The sequence below is a fragment of the Asticcacaulis sp. AC466 genome (genome assembly GCF_000495815.1).
GTDB lineage: Bacteria > Pseudomonadota > Alphaproteobacteria > Caulobacterales > Caulobacteraceae > Asticcacaulis.
Genome location: NZ_AWGE01000001.1, coordinates 587,066 through 609,882, shown reverse-complemented (window position 1 = coordinate 609,882; position 22,817 = coordinate 587,066). Strand labels below are relative to the sequence as shown.

At 59.0% G+C, this 22,817-nt stretch carries 18 protein-coding genes; 7 read left to right on the top strand and 11 right to left on the bottom strand.

Features of this window, described 5'->3' with window-relative positions:
* Positions 1-193 precede the first annotated feature (193 nt).
* The 4 genes from AEAC466_RS25750 to AEAC466_RS25735 all read left to right on the top strand — a co-directional run bounded on the left by AEAC466_RS25750 (position 194) and on the right by AEAC466_RS25735 (position 4,533).
* Complete coding sequence (locus tag AEAC466_RS25750; RefSeq protein WP_023456605.1) at positions 194-1,345, top strand: cell wall hydrolase; 1,152 nt, start codon at positions 194-196, stop codon at positions 1,343-1,345.
* A 273-nt stretch (positions 1,346-1,618) separates the two neighbouring features.
* Complete coding sequence (locus AEAC466_RS25745; protein ID WP_023456604.1) at positions 1,619-3,343, top strand: methyl-accepting chemotaxis protein; 1,725 nt, start codon at positions 1,619-1,621, stop codon at positions 3,341-3,343.
* Positions 3,344-3,568: 225 nt separating this feature from the next.
* Positions 3,569-3,949 carry a hypothetical protein gene (locus AEAC466_RS25740; RefSeq protein WP_023456603.1) on the top strand — a complete coding sequence of 127 codons (381 nt, stop codon included), beginning with the start codon at positions 3,569-3,571 and terminating at the stop codon, positions 3,947-3,949.
* 209 nt (positions 3,950-4,158) lie between these two features.
* The gene (locus tag AEAC466_RS25735; RefSeq protein ID WP_023456602.1) at positions 4,159-4,533 is read left to right on the top strand and encodes a hypothetical protein; all 375 of its coding nucleotides are present in this window, start codon (positions 4,159-4,161) and stop codon (positions 4,531-4,533) included.
* Positions 4,534-4,696: 163 nt separating this feature from the next.
* Here AEAC466_RS25735 and AEAC466_RS45100 read toward each other — a convergent pair whose 3' ends face one another.
* Positions 4,697-4,831: a hypothetical protein gene (locus AEAC466_RS45100; RefSeq protein ID WP_255346288.1), complete on the bottom strand. Its 135-nt coding sequence runs from the start codon at positions 4,829-4,831 to the stop codon at positions 4,697-4,699.
* A 346-nt stretch (positions 4,832-5,177) separates the two neighbouring features.
* Here AEAC466_RS45100 and AEAC466_RS25730 point away from each other — a divergent pair, with 346 nt between their 5' ends.
* On the top strand, positions 5,178-5,705 hold the full coding sequence (locus AEAC466_RS25730) for a TIGR02281 family clan AA aspartic protease (RefSeq protein ID WP_023456600.1): 528 nt from the start codon (positions 5,178-5,180) through the stop codon (positions 5,703-5,705).
* On the opposite strand, the gene dusA is transcribed toward AEAC466_RS25730, so the two are convergent.
* From dusA to AEAC466_RS25705, 6 genes are all read right to left on the bottom strand, one after another.
* Positions 5,689-6,738 (bottom strand): tRNA dihydrouridine(20/20a) synthase DusA, encoded by a 1,050-nt coding sequence (gene dusA / locus AEAC466_RS25725; RefSeq protein ID WP_023456599.1) that lies wholly within the window; start codon positions 6,736-6,738, stop codon positions 5,689-5,691. The two genes, AEAC466_RS25730 and dusA, sit on opposite strands and share 17 nt — an antisense overlap.
* A gap of 118 nt (positions 6,739-6,856) precedes the next feature.
* Positions 6,857-7,228: a response regulator gene (locus AEAC466_RS0121935; RefSeq protein WP_081714503.1), complete on the bottom strand. Its 372-nt coding sequence runs from the start codon at positions 7,226-7,228 to the stop codon at positions 6,857-6,859.
* A gap of 27 nt (positions 7,229-7,255) precedes the next feature.
* Positions 7,256-9,388: a catalase gene (locus AEAC466_RS25720; RefSeq protein ID WP_023456597.1), complete on the bottom strand. Its 2,133-nt coding sequence runs from the start codon at positions 9,386-9,388 to the stop codon at positions 7,256-7,258.
* A gap of 294 nt (positions 9,389-9,682) precedes the next feature.
* Positions 9,683-9,904, bottom strand: coding sequence for a hypothetical protein (locus AEAC466_RS25715; protein ID WP_155913457.1), 222 nt, complete (start codon positions 9,902-9,904; stop codon positions 9,683-9,685).
* A gap of 72 nt (positions 9,905-9,976) precedes the next feature.
* On the bottom strand, positions 9,977-10,459 hold the full coding sequence (locus AEAC466_RS25710; protein WP_023456595.1) for a hemerythrin domain-containing protein: 483 nt from the start codon (positions 10,457-10,459) through the stop codon (positions 9,977-9,979).
* Positions 10,460-11,004: 545 nt separating this feature from the next.
* On the bottom strand, positions 11,005-12,297 hold the full coding sequence (locus tag AEAC466_RS25705) for a methyl-accepting chemotaxis protein (RefSeq protein WP_235074121.1): 1,293 nt from the start codon (positions 12,295-12,297) through the stop codon (positions 11,005-11,007).
* Between the two features lie 333 nt (positions 12,298-12,630).
* Here AEAC466_RS25705 and corA point away from each other — a divergent pair, with 333 nt between their 5' ends.
* Positions 12,631-13,599 (top strand): magnesium/cobalt transporter CorA, encoded by a 969-nt coding sequence (gene corA, locus AEAC466_RS25700; protein WP_031238140.1) that lies wholly within the window; start codon positions 12,631-12,633, stop codon positions 13,597-13,599.
* Positions 13,600-13,617: 18 nt separating this feature from the next.
* Here corA and AEAC466_RS25695 read toward each other — a convergent pair whose 3' ends face one another.
* Positions 13,618-14,937: an ABC transporter ATP-binding protein gene (locus AEAC466_RS25695; RefSeq protein WP_023456592.1), complete on the bottom strand. Its 1,320-nt coding sequence runs from the start codon at positions 14,935-14,937 to the stop codon at positions 13,618-13,620.
* A gap of 20 nt (positions 14,938-14,957) precedes the next feature.
* Positions 14,958-16,718 (bottom strand): ABC transporter permease, encoded by a 1,761-nt coding sequence (locus AEAC466_RS25690; protein ID WP_023456591.1) that lies wholly within the window; start codon positions 16,716-16,718, stop codon positions 14,958-14,960.
* Positions 16,719-17,129: 411 nt separating this feature from the next.
* Here AEAC466_RS25690 and AEAC466_RS25685 point away from each other — a divergent pair, with 411 nt between their 5' ends.
* Entirely contained in the window at positions 17,130-20,333 is a 3,204-nt protein-coding gene (locus AEAC466_RS25685; protein WP_023456590.1) for an autotransporter outer membrane beta-barrel domain-containing protein, read from the top strand.
* On the opposite strand, the gene AEAC466_RS25680 is transcribed toward AEAC466_RS25685, so the two are convergent.
* Together AEAC466_RS25680 and AEAC466_RS25675 are read right to left on the bottom strand one after the other, a co-directional pair.
* On the bottom strand, positions 20,324-21,685 hold the full coding sequence (locus tag AEAC466_RS25680; RefSeq protein WP_023456589.1) for an efflux transporter outer membrane subunit: 1,362 nt from the start codon (positions 21,683-21,685) through the stop codon (positions 20,324-20,326). The genes AEAC466_RS25685 and AEAC466_RS25680 overlap by 10 nt on opposite strands.
* A complete protein-coding gene (locus AEAC466_RS25675) occupies positions 21,682-22,803 on the bottom strand; it encodes an HlyD family secretion protein (protein WP_023456588.1) in 1,122 nt (373 codons plus the stop codon). The genes AEAC466_RS25680 and AEAC466_RS25675 overlap by 4 nt, the downstream gene beginning before the upstream one ends.
* Positions 22,804-22,817: the final 14 nt, after the last annotated feature.

Sequence of the window (22,817 nt, the reverse complement as noted above, 5' to 3'; positions counted from 1 at the left end):
CGCCAAAGCAATGCACCATATTTGACACATTTCCGCCACATTCGCCCCCTAGACAGCGGCCTGCCCGGCCGGTCCTATCTGTCCTGCCGGCGTCAGTTTTCTGGCCTGCGACTTGCACAATCTTACGCAAACGCAATGCCGGAAAGCTTCTCGGAGGGCACATTCCGCCCTTGTCACAGAGGACCAGATAGTCTTGGCTTCAACCTTAATCGCGCGCTATCGCATGCGCGCCCTCATGGCGGCGAGTTCTGTTGGCTTGTTGATTGGCGCGTCGATCGGCGCAGCCTGTCTAGGTAGCCACATGGCTCGCGACGGCAGCCGGCGCGCAGACGCCGCCCGCCTCATGATGGCAAGTCGCGATGGAACGATCAATACGGCCGCGCTCGACGCGTCGGGCGGCCAGATCGACCAGAGTGCGTGGAATATCTCGATGCGTTTTTCCGAATTCGGCGGTCACGGAACGGGCAATAGTGCCTTGGCCCAGAACCTGACTACAATGCGCATTTCAGATGACGTACGCGAGCAGAAGGGCTTACCTGACGGTGCAAGCATCGTTCGAGCCAGTCTGAGCACAGCCCCCGTCGACCCGCTTCCGGGCAGCCCCCTGTCCGTTCACGCCGCCGCCGCGATGAATTTCAAGGCCGCCACACGCAGTGACGCCGATTGCCTGACCCAGGCCATCTATTATGAAGCGCGTGGCGAAGGTTCGGACGGTATGCGTGCCGTCGCCCAGGTCATACTGAATCGTGTCCGCCACCCCGCCTACCCGAAATCGATCTGTGGCGTTGTGTATCAAGGCCTGCGTCAGGCGACCTGTCAGTTCAGCTTCGTCTGCAATGGTGCCATGAGCGCACCGGTCGAGCGCTGGGCCTGGCGCCGCGCCCAGCAGGTTGCCGATGCTGCCCTCGGCGGCTACGTCATGAAGACGATCGGCACCGCCACCAGCTTCCACACCACAGGCGTCAATCCCGGCTGGTCCGGAACAATGGAACGCGTGACTCAGATCGGCACCCACATCTTCTATCAATTTCATGGCCGCGGTGCGCGTATCGCCAATAACGCCGACGGCGTGACCCCATCGTCCGAAGTGCCGCAATCCAGAGCACCGGTCGCGACACCGACCGAAATCAAGGCTGATGTTCAAACCACCGCCTTGCTGAACACCCTGTCACGCGCCCAGGCGAATGCCTTGCCCGCTGCGACATCCACCCGGCCTGTTCAGGTGGCGGCGCAGATACACGGTCGCTCCGCCCAGGACATCGTAGCCGAAGTTGCCCTTCCCGCGCAAAAGCCGACCCCGGCAGCCGTGGCCGATAATGCGATGCCGAAGGGTATTTCGCAATAAAGCGTATTCGCAATACGAGAAAAAGGCCCTTCGCCTGAAACGACAGGAACGCGCCGGTCCGCCGGCGCGTTTTCTTTTGCTCGATAGAGCATTTATCATATTTTCTGCAAAGGCGTGATCGGCGTTAGGATTTCAACAACCTTAATCTGACAGGTTGCCCCTAAGGCTCATCCTAACCGTGAGTCGCGAGCGACGCCCGGCGACCGCTTGCGATGTAACGGCACGGATGTCTTCACCCGTTATATCCTATTGAAAAGTTGTCAGGGGCCAATAATGACGAAAACTACCGCCGCGGGCGCCTCCCGCGGACTCCAGATTTCCAACTGGTCGTTCACCGCGAAATTCATGGCGCCGGCAGCGGTCGCCACCGCCCTGATGGCCATTCTGGCGGCAGGTGCGATCTATGTGATGAACGGTCAGGGCCGCACGATCGACGATATCAATTTGAATGCGATCCCCAAGATCGTCGAAATCGCCGATATCAAGGCCGCGATCAAAGAAGAAAACGGTCGTCTGTTCCGCGCCCTGACGATGAAGGCAACCGATCCGACCGCCAATGCATCGGCCGACGTCAATAAGGTCGCTCAGACCCTGGGGAACATCGCCGTTCGTGTCAAAAAGGACGCCGACCTGGCCACGGACGCCACGCAAAAGAAGCAACTGACCGACCTGGCCAAGGAAGTGAAGACCTACAAGGAGGCCGTCGAATTCGCAGGGTCTGTCATGGATGTCGACTTTACCTCGGTCGGACCGATGATGTCGCAGTTCGATGCCGGCTACGCCAAGATGTCTGAACTGTCGGACAAGATCATTGGCGATACCGTCGCCTCGGCCAAGACAGCTGCCACCGACGCCAAGGCCGCGCAAACCGCCGGCATCAGCTTCCTGACCATCTTTGCCGTCATCATGGCGGTTATTTCGGGCGGTATCGCCTATCTGTTCTCCCGCATTACCGTCACCGGCATCAATCGCATCGCCAAGACGACCGAGGAACTGGCCAATGGCAACCTCAATGTCGATATCAACGCCCTGGCCCGTCGCGACGAACTGAAGTCGGTCGTCGACAGCCTGAACGTCTTCAAGGCCAATACCGAAGAAAAGCAGCGCCTGTCGGCCATGGAAGCCGCCACGGCCAAGACCCGCGAAGAACGGGCACGCCAGATGTCGGAACTGGCCGAACGCTTCCGTCACGAAGCCCAAGACATGCTCGACGCCCTCGGCGCCGCCGCCTCGGATCTCGATGCCAATGGTCGTACCTTGCTGACCATCGCTCAGGAGAACGAGCGCCGGTCGCAATCGGCCGTTTCCTCGATCCGCAATTCGGCCGACAATGTTCAAAACGTGGCTTCGGCCACCACCGAGTTGTCTGCCTCCATCGGCGTGATTGGCGACCAGGCCGTCCGCTCCGTCGAAATCGCCGCCGAAGCCGTTTCGGAAGCGGACCGCACCAATGACTCGATGGCCGAACTGAGCCGCGCTGCCGATCAGATTGGTGAAGTCGTCGACCTCATCAACGCTATCGCCCAACAAACCAACCTGCTGGCGCTCAATGCCACCATCGAATCGGCGCGTGCCGGTGAAGCGGGTAAGGGCTTCGCGGTCGTGGCCTCGGAAGTGAAGTCGCTGGCCCAGCAAACCGCCAAGGCCACGGATGAAATCCGCGATCGCATCAAGGATATTCAGGCTGCCGCCCAAAACGGCGTCAACGCCATCCGCGGCATTGGCGAAACCATCAAGCACATGAACGAAATCGCTTCGTCCATCGCCGATTCGGTGCATCAACAGGGCGATGCCACGAATGAAATCGCTCGCAATGTCAACGAAGCCTCAGATGGCACCTCCATGGCGTCGTCGTCGGTATCTGAACTGTCCGCATCGGCTGCCGATACGGAAAAAGCGTCAACCGAAATGCTTGGCGCCGCCCAGCAACTGACCAAGCGGACCGACGCCATGAGCGAAAATATCCGCCGCTTCCTGTCGGAACTGACCGCCGCCTAAATCCGCGGACGGTTTGGTACGGCCCCGCGGGGTCGTCTAATTAGCAAAAAACGGAGGTGCCCATATGGCATCTCCGTTTTTTATTGCGACGCACTATTTTTTGCGCAACGCACCGTTGATTCATTTGAAATTAAAAGTTCACTGGCAAAACGACGTCAGCGGCCCACCTCCCTTTGCTGGCTGCAATTGACCCCATGTGTAACTCTTTGAGTGAAAGTCTGCAAAATGCACACCTCTCCGAAAGCCCGCCTGTTGGCCGGCGCCCTCGCCCTGTCCTTCGCCGTAGTCTCCAGCCAAGCCTTCGCTGATTGCGATGAAGGCCAGGAAACCGTCGTTGGCAAGGCCATCGCTGCTGCTGCCGGCGCCAAGATCTCGGCCGTCGTCCCGAGCCAGTCGAAGCAGATGGTCAACTTGGAAACCTGCGAAGTCGCTGGCAGCAATATGAGCGCTGACTTCAAGTTCAATGTCATCGGCGCCGATGGCCTCTACTGGATCACTGGCACGGCCAAGGTCGTGGGCGGCAAGGCCGATGTCAAGATCGGCGGCATGAGCCCGAACCTGGCGGCGGCATCCGCCAAGGCCGGCGTCAAGCTCGCCTCGAACTAAAAAATAAGAGCGCGGGAAGAAATTTCCGCGCTTTTTTTGTGTCTATTTGGCCGGCCCTACCTGCGTTAACATTTGACCCGTGAAGATCAAGGCCTAGCTGACGACCGCGTTAATTGACCTTAAGGAAGCCTTACGGTCTGATTTAACCGAATATTTTTCTATCCTTGCTATTGTCTTCCTACCCTGAAGAAACTCAAGGAGAGAAACAAATGATCAAGAAAACCCTTTTTGCCGCCGCCGCCATCATGGGCCTGTCGGCCGCAAGCGCCTTCGCCGCTCCCTGTTCGGAAGATCAGGAGTCTCAAGCGGGTATGTTGGCCGCGGGCGTCGGCAAGACTGCCGTGTCCAAGGTAATCGCCGTCACCGGCAAGCAGATGGTCAACATCGAAAGCTGCGAATTCCGCGCCGGCGCTTTCCAAGTCGACTACAAATACAACTTCCTCGCCGCTGACGGCCTGTACTGGGTCGAAGTGTCCGCCAAGTTCAATTCGGACGGCTCAGGCGCGACCGCCAAAGTCACCAGGTCCAGCCCGAACATGGCAGCGGCCGAAACCAAGGCCGGTGTCAAGCTCGCCTCGAACTGATTGGGACTTACACACCCTCCTACATATTCGCCCGATCACCTATCCGAGTGACATCAGGGAATAAAAAGGCCCTCCGCGACGAGATCGCGGAGGGCCTTTTACATGTAACGTTCAACGCACCAACAGACTCGTTGGCAACGGCCTCATTGGTGACAGAACAGGCCTATTTCCGGGGGATCGGTTTAAAATCCTGCGGACGACTGACAGCGCGCTCCTCACGGCTGCGCGGACTGCCGAACAGGCCTCCGAACAGAGCAAAAGAGGTCATGGCGTGTTGCTTCTTTTCTTGATCTTGCATGGTTTGCGTCTCCTTTTCCAAATGCAATGCGGACAAGAAGACGCGGCGCAGCTCGCAGGGGTTCTCACCCTCTCAGTCGTCGTCGCGTCGTGAGAACAATGTGCCACATTTTTCACGCAATGCAAGAATTAATCCGAACCCGGAGCATAAAATTTTCGATAAAAATTTTATCTTGTTGATTTAAATATATTTTTTTACGACTCCAGTCGAGCCAACTTTCGATTTTTTACAAGAAAATTTCTCACTCTAGATTCATTTTAAAGCAACCCTATTCGGTTAGGATGATGTCAGGCTCAAAAAGAGCCCAGCCGGCGATCGTCCGCCGGAGGTCCACGGAGTATGTCATATGCTAAAATCAGCTATCGTTCTCGGCAGCGCCGTTTTCTGCGCTGTCCTGGTCGGCACCGGTATATTGTCCCTGGACGATTCTTCGACGCATCTGGAGTCCGCCCAGACCCTCTCCGTCCCCACGCCGTCCGCCGACATTGCCTCAACGACAACCGACACACACGTAACTGCCATTCCGAAGGCCAGCGACGGACACTTTTGGGCCAATGCCACGGTCAATTCCCGTGCTGTGCGTCTTCTGGTCGATACCGGAGCGACAGTCGTCGCCCTGACCCCGGCCGACGCCCAGCGCCTGGGTTTTGGCAGCAGCAATCTGGTTTATGATCGGGAAGTCTCGACGGCCAACGGCAAGACAATGGCGGCCGCCATCAATCTGACCACGGTGGGAATTGGCCAAAGCACTGTCCACAATGTCGAAGCCATGGTCATCAAGGACGGACTGACGACCTCCTTACTCGGAATGAGCTATCTCGGACGCCTGTCGCGCATCGAAGCTACCCGGTCGTCTCTCATCCTGCATCCCTAGATAAATCATAGGCTTCACGACGCGCTTCCACCGCCGCCTGGGCGTCACGCACCGCCAGGATTGCACGGTCAAGCACGTCCAGCCCGGCACCCGGACCAATAGAATCGACTGTCAGGATACGGCGGAAAGCGCGCGCACCGGGTAAACCATGCATCACGCCCAACATATGCCGCGTCATGTGGCTAAGGGGCGTTCCCGCCGCCAATTGCGCCGCCATATAGGGACGGTAGGCCTCAAGCGCCTCGAACGGTCCGATATCCGTTTCACCGCCAAAAAACAAACGGTCCACTTGCCCGAGCAAGGCCGGTTCATGATAGGCGACACGCCCCAGCATGACGCCATCGACATGCGACAGGTGCGCCTGCGCCGCTTCCAGAGATCCAATGCCACCATTCAACACAATCGTCAGCTCCGGATGCGCCCGCTTCAGGTCGTAGACCAGCCCATAATCAAGCGGCGGCACGTCACGGTTCTCCTTCGGTGATAAGCCTTTTAACCAAGCCTTGCGGGCATGGACGGCGAAAGAGGTAACACCGGCGGCCTGACACGCCTCAACCATGGCGAACAGGCTCTCACGTGGCTCCTGATCGTCGACACCGATACGGCACTTTACGGTGACGGGCAGGCGAGTGGCTTCGATCATGGCGCGCATGCAATCGGCGACCAGTTGCGGCTCCCGCATCAGGCAGGCGCCAAACGCGCCGGACTGCACCCGGTCGGACGGGCAGCCGCAATTCAGATTGACCTCGTCATATCCCCACTCTTCGGCGATCCGGGCACATTGCGCCAATTCCTCCGGATCGGACCCGCCCAGTTGCAAAGCCACCGGATGCTCGACTGGAGAATAGCCAAGCAAGCGTTCGCGATCGCCATGAATGACCGCCTTGGTCGTTACCATTTCCGTGTATAGCAGGGCCTGACGCGACAACGTACGGTGAAACGCACGACAATGCCGATCGGTCCAGTCCATCATAGGGGCCACGGAAAACCGAAACGCCTTGCCTTGGGCGGCTGTAGTAAGAGACTTATTCATCCGCGCCTTATGCCGCAAGGGGAAGACGCAGGCAAGTTAGCAGTGGCGATACCATCACTGCGTCCTCCGGGCCCAAAGGCGTAAATGCGACGATTACACGGCCCACTGCATCGATCACCTAAGTTGCGGCTTTATAGCGGATCTTTAGATTAGGCGGCGCCGACCAGTCGGACGCTTTCCAACCGTTGGCCACAAAGCGCGCGATCTCTTTGTATCCATCTAATTCATTTGGCTTCAAAATATATCCGACTGGCCGGTCGCCCGTCGGCACCCCAATCACCTGAGAGCCTGGTGCACCGGATAAAATCATGATCGGAACTTTCCGACCCCGTGACTCGCCAGCAAGCTCGGCGACAAATTGTGCGCCGGTCATGCGTGGCAAGTTCAGGTCGAGAAGGATCAGGTCGTATGGTAGATCTTCTTCCAAGGCCCGCAAACCGTCTTCGGCAGTAACGACCCATCTGACATCAACATTTGGTGCAAGCGCTATCTCTCCGAAAGGTACGTAGCCATGCCCCTAGATGGCGTTGACCATGGGTTCACGCGCCCAGTACCGCAACGCCGTCAATTCTTGGAAATAAGCATCCACGGCGGCGGCGGTTGCGAGTTCCAGACAGGCGTCATCGCGTGCGCCCACTGACTTCTCGACAAGAGGCAGGGCCTCGGGCGAATAGCCAATGAACTTCATATGCGCAAACGCATCGGCGACGAAGTCCCGCGCGGCCGCCTTTTTATCGAGAAGAGCAGCGCCTTCGGCCGAAAGAAGGACGACGACCGCATCGAACAAGACCGAGGGGCCACCATCGATCTTGTAATGGGCCTTGACCCGGGTGCCATTGTCCAGTTCGACACCGTCGATCATAGGGGCAATAACCTCAACCACGACACCGTTCATGTCGGCAGCCGCCGCTACCGCATTGAACACCTCGGCGCTCGCACCATCTGACAACAGCACGCCGATCTTACGACCCCCAAGGGATGGCGGTGGATTTTTAAGGATGCTCAGAGCATCGGATGGCGCCAGATCGTCGCGGGTCGGCTTCGCCGCGTCAGCCGGCTCTGGCAAATCTTTCAGACCGAGCCCAGCGGCAACACCAGCAGCCAGTCCTTCATCGATGTTAAGCAGATGGGAGACGACGCGCACCCGTATAGCCGGACGCTCGACACGGCTCAGTTCAAACACCAGTGCATCCGTGATGTGCTTCTGTTCGACCTCCGTCTGGCTGATATAGAACTGACGGGCCTGACTGTAATGATCAGCAAAACTGTCGGGACGAATACGCAACTTGGTGGCGCCGTCTTCCGCCGGTTCAGGGAACGATCTGAAACCGGTGGCACTTTCACGCGGGCCGCCTTCATCCAACCCGTACGAGTTGGGCTCAAAATTGACCCGTCCCTTCGGATTGGTCATCGCCATGTGGCCATCCTGCTGGAAATTGTGGAAAGGGCATTTCGGCGCGTTGATTGGGATATGTGTAAAGTTCGGTCCGCCGAGGCGCTTCAACTGCGTGTCGAGATAGGAAAAATTGCGCCCCTGGAGGAGCGGATCATTGGTAAAATCGATTCCAGGGACGATGTTCGATGTACAGAAAGCAACCTGCTCGGTCTCGGCGAAGAAGTTGTCGGGCATGCGGTTGAGAACCAGACGACCGACAATGCGGACCGGCAAAATCTCCTCCGGGATCAGTTTTGTGGCGTCCAGGACGTCGAAATCGAAGGCATTGGCGAAGTCCTCGTCGAACAATTGCAGCCCGAGTTCCCATTCAGGGAAATCCCCGCTCTGAATAGCATTCCATAGGTCGCGGCGATGGAAATCCGGATCGGCGCCATTTATTTTGACCGCTTCATTCCACACTACAGACTGCATACCTAGCTTGGGCTTCCAGTGAAACTTGACGAAGGTCGATTTGCCATTGGCGTCCACCATCCGGAAGGTGTGAACGCCGAAGCCTTCCATGAATCGAAAGCCGCGCGGAATGGCGCGGTCTGACATGGTCCACATGATCATGTGCATCGATTCCGGCATGAGGGAAATGAAGTCCCAGAAGTTATCATGGGCCGTCTGAGCCTGCGGGAAATCGCGATCGGGCTCTTGCTTGGCCGCATGGATCAGATCGGGAAACTTGATGGCGTCCTGAATAAAGAAGACCGGGATGTTATTGCCGACCAAATCCCAATTGCCTTGCTGGGTGTAAAACTTCACGGCAAAACCACGGACGTCGCGGGCCAGATCGAACGAACCCTTATTGCCCGCGACCGTAGAAAAACGAACAAACACCGGTGTCTGTTCGCCGGCCCGTTGGAACAGATCAGCGGCCGTGACATCCGCCAGAGAGTCGTAGGTCTCGAAAAAGCCGTGCGCACCGTAGCCGCGCGCGTGCACCACGCGTTCGGGAATGCGTTCATGATCAAAATGGAAGATCTTTTCCCGCATGTGATGGTCTTCAAGGGCAACTGGCCCCCGTGCGCCGACCTTGAGTGAATTTTGATCGTCCGATACGGGTGCGCCCTGCTGAGTCGTGAGTTGCGGCACACCGTCTCCTGCCTGCTGGTGCGTTTCTCCGCCACTCCCTAGCGGCACGGAGATGTCGGCGAAGGTGGCGGCTTTGAAGGCGTCTGCATCGGCGGCAGATTTTTGGGTCTTCGACATTTGGGCCTCGTGGCTTTGGATGAAAAGAGAATGGGTCAGGCGCCTTGGATGCCGGTCACTTCGGTGGCGGACATCTTGATGTGCTCTCGGCTGTAACGATGGTGCCCCGACAACTCCCGCGGCGGGGTATTGATGCGGCCAGCGGCATAAGCGAGATATGGCGTTCACCCTTTTCGTCGTAAGGATGCCGTAAGAAGCCGCGCCAGTTCGTCAGCACCTTCGCATTACGTATACCGACGCCTCCCCTTGGTACGCAGGGCGATGGCACCCCGCCCCCGGACGACGCACGACAATCTATAGGGCGTCGCGCCCCGGCGTGGCTTCGACCGTGAGGTCGCCAAGTTTAAAGGTTTCCAGGATCGGCAAAACCTCACTGAAATCCCTTTTGACCGCCATCGTCTCCGACGTAAAACCCGGATGATCAGGCCGCGCAATCAGGCTGATCGTCACCGCTATCTCCTTCGCAGACATATAGAACATGTGCCGCTCGAAGTGCGGGTTATCTGTTCGGCGCATACATTGCGCCGCCGGTATGAACACAAAAAAGCCGTCACATCACTGTGCCGGCTTTTTTGTGTTATCCGACCTCTATTCGGCCGGAAGCGGTGCTGGCGCTGAGACTGCCATCTCTTTTTTCGCCTGCTTTTTGAGCGCGTCCATATCCTTAGCCAATTGTACGGCCTCTTCCTGGCTGAGATATTTCTTCGCCTTCTCGAAAATGTCGCCCTCTTCCTCTTCGACGTGGTGAGCGACCGAGTGCTTGAATTCGCCAAAGGTCTCGATCCAGAGTTCGTCAGTAAGCGGCGTTTTCGTCAACTTGCCGAGATACTCGCGAATTTCGTCGTGCTCTTCGTTAGCGTGCTCGACCTTTTCCTCGACCGCCTTGCTGCGTGTCGCGTCATCGATGGCCTTGTAGAAGGTCTTCTCTTCGGTATCGGCATGAAGCGAAAGCTCCAGCTTGATGGTCTCGAACAGAGCCTGACGCTCGCTGAGGTCCTTGGTAGAGATAACCTGTTCCATCAGGTCCGCAACCTTGTCGTGGTCTTTTTTCAGGTACTTGTAGATGTCCATAATAGCCTCATGTTTTTAAGTGGTGGATCTTGCAAGTACCCTGGCTGAGGCCACGTAAGATTGACATGCCGCAATCGAAGCAAAGCATAATGACTCGATAAACTACTGATGAAATTGACTTTTATTCGCAAATCGTACCGATTAAATGGCCGGCACCTCTTTGCGGCATGGCCACTTCGCCGTGGCATTTATCTACCTTCGTTTAGGTACTCAAGATGCGCTACAGGCAGAAAGCCCACGTGACAGGCGGGCCAACTGCTCCCAATGGATCAGATTATTGCTGCTATGCCAGACCTGGTTCCTGGCTTGCGAGGCCCCCATGTTCTTCAAGACGCGGGCCATTGGCTTCAACGAGAGCGAACGAAGGAAGTATCGGAGTTAGCGATCAGGTTTCTGGGCGAGATGTAGACTTCCCGGATCGGATTGCCTCTCGTCTGGCCGAGGCCATGCAGGTCCGTAGACAGGCCTTTTTGCATCGGGCTCTGTCAAAAGACGTCTGCGGGCAGACAGGCAAGATCTGTCTACGCCTGCAAATGTCGCGAAGCCTATGCAGACCTGACATTTTGTAAGAAGGTCTGCACATCTGCTCGCAAACGCTCAGCCTGTTGAGATAACTCGGAGGAGGCTGACAAGACCTGGTTTGCGGCCGCACCGGTGTCTTCGGCTGCGCGCGAAACGTCACCGATGTTGGATGTTACTTCCGTGGTGCCGCGGGACGCTTCGGAGACCGAATTGACGATATTGTGCGTCGCCGCTCCCTGTTGTTCGACAGCCGCAGCTATTGATGAGGCTGCATCGTCTATTTGGCGAATCGTTTGGGAAATACCGCCAATGGCGGACACGGCACTGTCAGTCGATGCCTGTATCGCAGCAATCTTGGTCGAAATCTCGGTCGTTGCCTTCGCCGTCTGGTTGGCAAGGGCCTTGACCTCTGAAGCGACAACCGCAAATCCCCTGCCCGCTTCGCCAGCGCGTGCGGCCTCAATCGTCGCGTTTAGAGCCAGCAGATTGGTCTGGCTGGCAAGGCCGGTAATCAGGTCTACGACCTCGCCGATACTGCCAGCCACGCTGCTTAGCTGAGCGACGATCTTCGCGGTCGCCTCTGCTTCCATGACAGCATTTTTCGACATCATCGCCGACTGTTCCACCTGGCGCCCGATTTCTGACACTGAGGCACCCAGCTCTTCGGCAGACCCGGCGACGGAAGACACATGGTGTCCAGCCTTTTGGGATGCCTCCGATACCGCCAGGGACTGGTTTGATGTCTGAGCCGCCGAATTTGCCAGAAGACGTGCCGTGGCTTCGAGTTCCGTGGCCGCACCGGCTACGGTTTGCGTCGTTGCAGACATCTCTTTGTCGAACTTGGCAGTCAGGGCGGTGAGCGCCTCCGCGCGCTTTGCCGCCACCTCAGCCGCAAGCGTGAAATCGTGGATATCGACGAGGGAACCGCAGGCCCGTACAGCCTTGCCCTGGCTATTATGAACAACGCCACCCGTGGCGCGGAACCAGCGATAGCTCCCATCCGCCATCTTCAGCCGGTATGTCACGTCATATAATGACTTTTGAGACGTCTTTTTCAGGGCATTGCCAAAGGCGGCAAACGTCGGGGCGACATCATCGGGGTGTAGCTTATCGGACCAGGATTGGCAGACATTTGGAAAGTCCGTCTCATTTCTATAGCCGAGGAGGCGACGAAACTCGTTGGTCCACGTCCATTGGCTTTTGGGGTGAAGGGCATCTTCATTGACAAGAACCGCGTCCCACAGACCGACCCCGCAATAATTGCCCAGGACATCCATTAGCTCACTGCTATCGACCTTAGAACGTTTATTGAACACTGACCCCTCCATGTTATTCCCAATGCCTTTGGCCGGGCTTCGCATTGCCGCTGACGGCTTTGAAAAAATTATTAATCCCGCGTAACACGGTTAATCTTAATGACGAGATAACGCGCTTTGTCCGCTCCCTATTCCCCGGGAGCTACAGCTGCCAGCACCGACTTGGCGTTTGGCCAACATCAGCGCCTATTGCCGCACGGCGATTTGGCGAGGATTTAGATGTCCGATACCGCCACCAAGGCCAAATTATGCGTGCCCAATCTCGCAAATTGGCGCATAAGACGCCTCGACGCGACGCCCGTCTTGACGTCGCCCTTTTTCGACCGAGGCCAGATGACCGTCGTAGCTGCCTACCTATACCGCAACGGCCAGCGGGTCCGCGAAATCGCCATCAACGAAAAGGTCGACTGCGCCGCTGACAAATCCGAATTTGTCTGGATAGGCATCGCCGACCCGACCGAAGACGAAATGGCCGTCCTTAAGGCGACCTACGACCTGCACCCGCTGGCTATCGAAGATGCCCTGAACGGCGATCAGCTTCCCAAGGTAGACATCTATGGCGACCAGCTGTTCGTTGTGGCGCGAACGGCTCACCTCGAAGACGGGCAGATCGACTATGGTGAAACCTCCATATTCCTAGGTCACAGCCATATAATCAGTGTCCGGAACAGTTCGGCCCGCGCGCATACGACCCTACGCAAGGACCTTGAAGCGGTTCCGACATTGCTGACCCATGGCGTCGACTACATCCTCCACGCCATTCTGGATTTCATTGTCGACGGCTATCTGCCGATCGTCGAGGCGATCGAAGAAGAGGTGCTGGCCATGGAGCAGCACACGGTCGATAATTTCCTTGGCCGCAGCGAGATCACCCGTATCTTTACCCTTCGCCGTGAACTCATCCGGTTTCAGCGCGTACTGGTGCCGATGAGCGAAGTCGCCAACAAGCTGGTGCGCGCCAACCTGCCGTGTATCGACGATGAGGCGAAACCCTATTTCAACGACGTACTCGACCACGTCCGACGCGTTCAAACCATGGTCGACGATCTGCGCGAAGTGCTGACCTCCGTCTTCGAGTTCAGCAACCTGCTGGAACAGCAACGCACCGGCGTCATTACCCGGCAACTGGCGGCCTGGGCGGCAATCCTGGCCGTCCCCACCGCCATTGCCGGCATCTACGGCATGAATTTCGTGTATATGCCGGAACTGAAAGCCCCGTATGGCTATTTTGTCGTATTGGGGGTGATCTTCGCCAGTTGCGCCATTCTATATACGCGTTTCAAACGGCTGCGCTGGCTCTGATCACCCTATACCGTCGCCCTATTCCGGATTTTCCAGGCTGAATTGATCGGCGCTTTCGTCATAGGCGAAGGCTTCGGCATATCGCCCCCACTGGATAACGGTTTTCAGCGTCTTGTCGGCATAGTCTTCCGACATCAGGTCTTCCAATTCATCCCGGAAGCGCCGGGCCGGCGCTTGGCGGCTCGGACGGTCGTCAAGTACACGACGAATATGCGCCGCCAGGGGCACATAGTTGAGCAGATGCTTGGCGAACAGGGTTTTGCGCTGATCGACATCGGAATCGACATAGCGTTTTCCGGCCGGCAACAGCTTCAGATCGCCGCCTTCCAATTCGGCAAAACGCATGAGTTGCAGCACTTCGGCAATCGGAAACAGTTCGTCGGCTTCGTAATGCAGCGCGCTGGCCAATTCCGGCAGGTCGGCCTTGCCATTGTAAGGATCGGCCGAAATGGCCTCCATCAACCCGGCCAAGGTGTTGGTCGAGGTGCGCGGCAAAGCCATGCCGATACCCATGCCCGGGAACAGCCCTTCACGTGGTTGATCCGGCGTCGCGCGCTGGGTCATGCGGGCATAGATGTCCTCCACCAAGGCACGGAAAGCGGCCGACTGGCGATTGCGCGGCTGTGGCAGCGTGACGCTGATCTCCGCCACGACATGGCCGGGATTGCTCGAAAAGACGAGGATGCGATCACACATCAGGACCGCTTCTTCGATATTGTGGGTGACGATCAGGATGGAACGGATCGGCATCCGGCCTTCGTACCACAGGTCAAGCAGGTCGGTACGCAACGTTTCAGCGGTCAAAACATCAAGCGCCGAAAACGGCTCATCCATCAGCAGGATAGACGGATCGACCACCAGGGCGCGCGCCAGGCCGACCCGCTGGCGCATCCCACCGGACAATTCCTTCGGATAGGCGCTTTCGAACCCGTCGAGCCCGATCAGGTCGATGGCCGCCAGGGCGCGCTTGCGGCGCTCCTCCTTCGGCACACGCTTGGCCTCCAGGCCGACCTCGACATTTTCAAGCACGGTCAGCCAGGGGAACAGGGCAAAGCTCTGGAATACCATGCTGACTGTCGTCGGTCCGCAATCGGGAACAGGGGGAAAGCTCACCGTGCCTTCGGTCGGCGTGATCAGGCCGGCTATGGATCGCAGCAGGGTTGACTTGCCGGAGCCGGACCGACCGAGCAGCCCAACGATTTCATTGTCCTGCAAGGTCAGATCGACATTGTCCAGGACCAGGAGACTAGCCGCGCCTGTCTTACCGTAGACGTGACGGACGTTGCGAACTTCGACAAGCGGGCTGTTCGTACGGGGAAGAGATTTAACAGTAGCCATTGGGAGGCTCCTCAACGCGACTAATTGATACGAAGGCGACGCTCGGCAAAGGCGTACATCGGACGCCAGACGGAGCGGTTGAAGGCGATAACGAACAGGCTCATCACGGCGATGCCGAGCGCCACGCGAGGGTAATCGCCCGCGCTGGTGGCATTGGCGATGAAGGCCCCGAGCCCGGCCGCTTCCAGGTGGCGGTTGCCCCATGTCACGACCTCGGCGACGATGCTGGCGTTCCAGCATCCGCCGGATGCCGTAAGGGCGCCGGTCACATAGTAGGGGAAGATGGCGGGTATGACGATCTGACGCCACCATTGCCAGTTCCGAATGCCGAAGATACCAGCAACCTCCTTCATGTCGCCGGGAATGGCGCTGGCGCCAGCGATGACGTTAAACAAAATGTACCATTGCGTTCCCAAAATCATCAGCGGCGACAGCCAGATATTCGGATCCAGCCGGAAGGCCACAATGGCCATGACGGCAAAAGGAAACAGCACGTTGGCCGGAAAGGCAGCGAGAAACTGGGCGATAGACTGAAGGCGTTGCGACCAGGCGGGACGCAAGCCGATCCACACCCCGATCGGCACCCAGATGAGCGTCGCCAGCGCAATCAGAATGACCACCCGCACCAGAGTCACCATCCCAAGACCGAAGGTCGTCACGACATCGCTCCAGGTCAGGTGCCGGGCAATGAAACCGATCAGTTGCCAGAGGGCGAAGCCGCAGGCGACGAGAACCAAACCGATCCAGACGGCATCGAGCGCACGATCCGTCCTCGGGCTGAGCGTGACGCGAACCCGCGGCACGGAAGGAAGCTTAGACCACTCAAGGGCGGCAAGCTTGCGCAACGGCCAAAGCACGACATCGACCCCGGTACGCAAAAACCGTGTCCGCCGGATGAGGTCGTGCACCCAGGATTTCGGCGCGGCCTGAGACGCCGTCTGCTCGAAACGGAACTTGTCTGCCCAGGCCACGATGGGGCGAAAGACAAGCTGATCGTAGAGCACGATCACCACGCCCATGGCCAGCACGCCGAGCCCAACACTTTTGAAGTCTTCACGTGCGATGGCCAAAGACAGCCACGACCCGATGCCCGGCAGGGTGACGGTAGTATTGCCAACCGTTATGGCTTCGGAGGCCACGACAAAAAACCAGCCACCTGACATCGACATCATCATGTTCCAGATCAGACCGGGAATGGCATAGGGCAGTTCCAGCCGGACAAAGCGCCGCCAGGGTGAAAACCCGAACTGACGCGTCACTTCATCAAGGTCCGCCGGCAGGGTGCGCAGGCTTTGGTAGAAGCTGAACGCCATGTTCCACGCCTGGCTGGTGAAGATCGCGAAAATGGCCGCGCATTCGACACCGAGCTGGCTAAACGGAAACCAGCCCATGAACATGGTCACGGTGAAGCTCAAGAATCCGAGAACCGGCACCGATTGCAGGATGTCGAGCGCCGGCACGATAATCAGCTCGGCCTTGCGGCTCTTGGCCGCCAGCGTCGCGACTGAAAAGGTGAACACCAATGAAGCGGCCAGCGCCGCGAACATGCGAAGAGTCGTACGCAGGGCATATTCCGGCAGCCGCGCCGCATCGAGGGTGACGGGATTTGTATGCAATTGCGCCAGCGGCGCATCCATCTGCTCCGTGCCGTGGATGACCATGACGGTCAGTCCGGCCAGAAGGATGAAGGCCGCGAAATCGGCCCATGGCAGTCCGCCGCCTCTGCGCAACATGCGCACGAGCGGACGGGCGCCTTTGGCATCTTCGAAAAAGAAGACCATGGCTCACCTTGAGATTTTGAGGCCGCATCGGCCAACTCAGGCAAGCCTAAGAACCCTTAAGCCAGACAGGTCGTCCGTTGCGGCGAATTAGATCGACTACTGTCGCTGGGCATGGGTTGAGGTTCCGTTGAAATTGTCCGCATACAGGATCGAGGCCAGATCGAGTTATGTGCACAAGCGGCTCCATAGTCCTCGTTATTGCCCCTGTCAAGGCGTTGTCGTTACTGAAAAAACACCCCAGCAAAAGCCCAATTTTCCGCCTTCGGACCATTTTGTCGAACCGCCGTTTGTTCGCGAACCACAGGTCAATTCTTTCAAGTTTGTAGTGAGATGTCAGCGGTGACGTTTGCGCGACTTAATAGGGCCTACGTGATTTTTCATGGTCCGCGCACATCAATTCGGAACCCCTTCATGCGCAAACACGCCCTTTTCACCGCCACGGCCATCGGTATCGTCATGAGCGGGAGCGCATTCGCCGACACAACCGTCTCAAGCGGCACCACCACGCCCCTGTCAACAAGCACGGCAGGCGACACGACAGTGACCTCAGACGGCACCATTACCCTGACCAGCGGTACGGCGATAACGGTGGACAGCAACAACAAGCTGGATTTCGAGGGCAAGATCTCCATGTCCGGGTCCGATTCAAATTCGACCGGCATATTGATTACCGACGTCCCGAACCGCACAGCGGGCCTTACCCTTACCGGCGCCATCACTGTAACTGACAATTACACCGCTTCGGACACGACCGGCGACGGCATAGTCGACGCGCCCTGGGCGGAAGGCACGGCGCGCTATGGCCTGCATTCGATAGGGGCGTCCCCGTTCAAGGGCGACATAGACATCACCAACACGGCTTCCTTCGACGTCGAAGGCAACCAATCCTACGGCATCCGCTTCGAAAACCTGGTCGACGGGGCCTTCACCTATGCCGCGCCCATGACCCTGATTGGCGATCAGTCGACCGGAATCGCGCTGGATAAGGGTGTGACCGGCAATGTCTACCTGTCTGGCTCGGTCAATGTTTTGGGGGCGGACAGCTCGGCCATTACGCTAAAAGGCCCCATAGGCGGATCTCTTATCATCGACGGCACCTATACCGGCACCGGATACGCCTCCACCACCTTGTTGGCCCAGACGGCGCTGGAGGCGCTGACGCCGTCGCTTAACCTGCTCCAGTCCGGCCCCCTCGTCAGCATCGAAGGCAACGTTGCCAACGGCATCCTGTTCAGTTCCGCCATAACCGACACAGTTGACGGCAACACGGACGAAGACGGCAACGGCCTGGTCGATACGACCCAGACCACGGCTGCGCTGACTCAGTATGGCAGCGCACCGGCGCTCAGCCTAGGCTCATCCAGCGGCGACATCACCATCGGCGGCCTGACCTTCGCCAGCACGGCCATCAGCCCGCCCGCCGTCAATTACGGCCTGCTGATCCGCGGGTCCGTCTCCGCGTACGGCGTCTATTCCGGCGTTGACACCACCGCCATCCGTATCGGCGGCACCGGCTATGGCGTCAACATCGCCAATGGCTTCGGCATTTCCGGCACGGTCCACGCCAGCGGCTACGGTGCCAACAGCACCGCCCTGTCACTGCTGTCGGGAACCACGACGCCGCGCCTGGACGTCACCGGCACGGTCACGGCCAGCACCAGTACCGCCACAACATCGACAACGACCAACAACGTCACAACCTATAGCACGGCGGGAGACGGCACCACCGCGACCGCCTTGTCGATCGCATCCGGCGCCAGCCTGCCCACGGTAACCGTCGGGCAAGGGGCCGGCCTCTACGCGACCACAACGGGGTCCACGGCGAATGCCACGGCGATCGTCGACAATTCCAACACCCTGACCACGATCACCAATGCCGGCAAGATCAGCGCCACGATCACCGCCACCGACAATAACGGCGACGGCACTACCGAAGCCATTACCGGCACTGCCACGGCCATAGATGCCCATACGAATACGGTCGGCCTGACACTCACCCAAACAGATCCTGCACCAAACGACGACACCATCGCCGCGCCCTATATCTACGGCAACATCCTGCTCGGATCGGGCGAGGACCACATCTCGTCGTCCGGCGGCTATATCTACGGCAATATCGACTTCGGGGCGGGCACGGGCAGTTTCAGTTTGACCGACAAGGCGACTTTTCTCGGCAAGCTGACCTCGGCCGGCGATATCGCCATGAATGTCGATAGCGGTTCCAGCGCGGGACTGCTGGCGGGCAGCTCGGCCAAGCTGTCCAGCCTGCACGTCGGTGGCGATGCCAGCCTGGCCCTGACCCTGTCCGTCGATGCCCCGACCTCGCCTATCCTCACCAATTCGGGCACGGCGGTATTTGACGACGGCGCCAAGCTGTACCTGACGCTCGACAAATTGCTGAACACACCGACGGCCTTCACCGTCATGACGGGGTCGAGCATCAGTCTCGGCACCCTGTCCGGAGCGACGCTCGAAGGCTATATTCCCTATCTGTATCATGCCGACCTGGTGCTGAATAACAACAACACCGTCCTCTATGCCAACTTCCGCGTGAAGACCCAGGCCGAAGCCGGCTATTCGGACAACCAATACGCCGCCATGTCACCGGTTCTGGCCGTTGTCGCTCAGGACTCCGGCGCCCAGTCAGCGCTTTTGTCTCAGACCACCAAAACGGGCTTCGACCAGATTTATAACCAATATCTGCCCGATTACTCCGGCGAAAATATAATCACCTTGTCGCTGGGTGCCGCTGCTATCAACCGCTCGCTCAGCAACCTGACCTTCATCCCAGACAATAATGGCGGTCAATACTGGCTGCAGGAATATGGTTACTCGACCAACCGCCAGTATGGCGAAACCGCCGGTTTCAAATCGACGGCCTTCAGCTTCGCCGGTGGCCGCGAACATCAGGTCTACGGCAACCAGATGGTCGGCACCTACCTGTCGCTCACCGGCTCGTCCCCCCGCGACACCTTCTCGGTCGGCGATGACATCATGAGCAGTTCCGACCTGACCATCGGTGCCTACTGGCGGATCAAGACTGGCGGCCTCAAGGCGTGGACCCATGCCGGCGCGGGCTATACCGAATTTGACAGCACGCGCACCCTGGTCGCCACCACGGTCAGCCATACCGCCAAGGCCAAGTGGAACGGATATTCTGTGAGCGCGGGTGCGGGAACATCCTACGATGTTCGGTTCGGCAAGCTGGGCATAACACCACAGGCCTTGATCGACTATTATCAGCTCAACGAAAATTCCCACTCGGAAACCGGTGGCGGTGACTATTTCGATCTCGATATCGCCAAGCGTAGTGGCCATTTGCTGAGTTCCACAGCCTTGGTCAATGTCAGCTATAACGGCGCCTTCCTGAAGCCCGAGATCTGGGCCGGCTACAAGCAGAACATATCCGCCGATCTGCCTGAAACCATCGCCAATTTTGTCGGCGGCGACAGCTTTACCCTCAATGGCGGCCATATCCAGGGCGGTGGCCCGGTGGCCGGGTTCCGCATCTCAACGGAAAACCCGTACAGCTATTTCGCTTTGGAAGCCCAATACGAACAGATGCCGAGCTATACCAACACCTCTGTATCCCTGCGGACGCGGTTTCAGTTCTGATAACCGCCGCCCAGTGCCTGATACAAAGTAATGGTGGCATTGAGACGGTCAGAACGCGCCTGGATCAGCAGCAGTTCGGTTTGCAACAGGGCGCGCTGGGCGTCGATCTGCTCCAGGTAGGGCGAATAGCCGGCGCCAAAGCGCTTTTGCGCCATGCTGTAGGTTTGCGCCAGGGCATCCCGCTGCCGGGCAAGCACTGTTTCCTGTTGGCCCAGTCCGTCTACCGCCGCCAAACCGTCCTCGACTTCGCGAAACGCATTGAGCGCCGTCTTGCGATAGGCGAAGGCGGCCTGATCGCGTCGCGAGGCGGCCGCGTCGGCATTAGCCGTCAAACGTCCGCCCTGGAAAAGCGGTTGGAGGACACTGCCGCCGAGCGAAAACACATCGTAGTTGCGGGGCAGCAGGTCGGACCCCACCACCCCGCCCGATGCCGTCAGATTGAAGACCGGCAAAAACGCCGCGCGCGCCACGTCCAGCGACCGGTCCGCCGCCGCCAGTTGTGCCTCTGACTGAGCGATATCCGGCCGGCGACGCACCAGCTGCGACGGCAGGGACTGCGGAACCGAGGGTATAGTCAAAGCATCAAAGGCCGCGCCACGTTCGATCGCCCGCGGGCTATCGCCCAACAAAAGGCTAAGCGCGTCTTCCTGACGACGGATGGCCAGTTCGGTAACCGGAATCAACTGGGCCGCTGCCTGATATTCGGCGTCTGCCTGTTCCAGCTCAAGCCGTGGACTGTAGCCTGTTTCGGCGCGATGACGCGCCGAGGCCAGGGCCTTTTCCCGTGTCGCCAACGTATCTTTAAGCAGGGTTAGGCGGGCATCCAGAGCGCGCAAAGTGACATATCCGCTGGCCGTTGCCGCCGCGACACTCAGGCGCACCGCTTCGCGGTTGGCCTCAGACCCCGCAAGTGCGGCGCGGGCAGCCGCCGAGGCATTGCGCAGGCGGCCGAACAGATCGACCTCGTAGGACACCTGTAACCCCACCTGCCCCGACGTCTGGGTGACCGGCAACCCGGTCGCCGCACTCAGGGCGCGGGCGTGTGCCCCGCCCGCGCTCGCCCCGATCGATGGCAAAAGCGCGCCTTCGCTGACGCGGAACTGGGCGCGCGCCTCTTCTACGCGGGCCGCCGCTATAGCGATGTCCGTATTATTGGCAAGAGCCGTTTCGACCAGGCGGTCGAGAACCGGGTCATTGAAGCTCCGCCACCAGCCGGGCGAAAGTATCCCTTCACCGGTCTGCCCGCGCCATTGCACCGGAGGGGTTAGCGATGCGGCGAGGGGTGCGCCCTGACGCGGCCCGGCGCAACCGGCCACCGTCAGGGCGATCAGGACAAGGGGCAGCCGCGTCACGATTTGGCACGCGTATTGACACGCGCCTCCACCGACATGCCGGGCCGCAGGCGGCGAGCCAAGTCCTGATTGGGGTCGATACGGATGCGCACGCCGATGCGCTGCGGAATCTTGACGAAGTTGCCGGTGCCGTTGTCGGGACGGATCACGGCAAATTCGGAGCCCGCCGCCGGCGACAGCCGTTCGATATGCCCCGTCAATCGCCGCCCCCCTAAGGCATCGACCGTCATACTGGCCGGCTGACCTATGGCCATGCGCGCCGTCTGGGCTTCCTTGAAATTGGCAATGACCCAGCGGTCAGGCGGCACCAATCCAAGCAACTGCGTGCCGTTCGTCACATACTGGCCTTTGCGTACGCCGATTTCGCCAAGCTGTCCGGCTTCTGGTGCGCGGATCAGGGTATTACCCAGATCGATCTCAGCCAGTTGCAATTGCGCCCGCGCCGCCTCGACCTGGGCCTGAAGCCCTCCACGACCGACCTCTACGGTTTTCACGTCCTGCTGTCCGATTTCGCGTGCCGCCTGAGCCTGACGGACCTGTGCTTCTGCGGCGCGCAGGGCGGCCAGGGTCGAATCGCGCTCGCGGATTGACACCGATCCGTCGCTTACCAGTTCGTCAACACGGCGCATGTCGGCCTGAGCCCGCAGCAGTTGCGCCTGAGCGGCTGCGATGGCCGCCGCCTGCCCTTGCAACGCCGCGCCACGCGACGCCCGCGCCTGGGTCGAATTGGCCAGGCTGGCTTCGGCAGCCGCCAGATTGGCCCGCGCCGCCGCGACACGCTGCTTGTAGATGCGGTCGTCGATACGCGCCAGAATCTGCCCTGACTGTACTGTTTCGTAGTCTTTGACGCGCACGTCGGTGACATAGCCGCTGACCTGCGGCGCGATAATGACAGTTCGTCCCCGTACATAGGCGTTCTGCGTCTCCTCGCTCCCGCTGCTGAAAGGCGGCAGGTGCCATGCCCACAGGATAAGGAGCACGCCGGCAACTCCCAGGGCGACAAGCACAAGGGTGAAGAGGGTTGCGCGCTGCGGCGGCCGCCACATCGGGCGCGGCGTTGCGGTATCGTCCGAGGGAGGCGTTTCGACGACAGGCGGGGCGGACGTCTGATCACTCATGCCTGGGCTTTCTG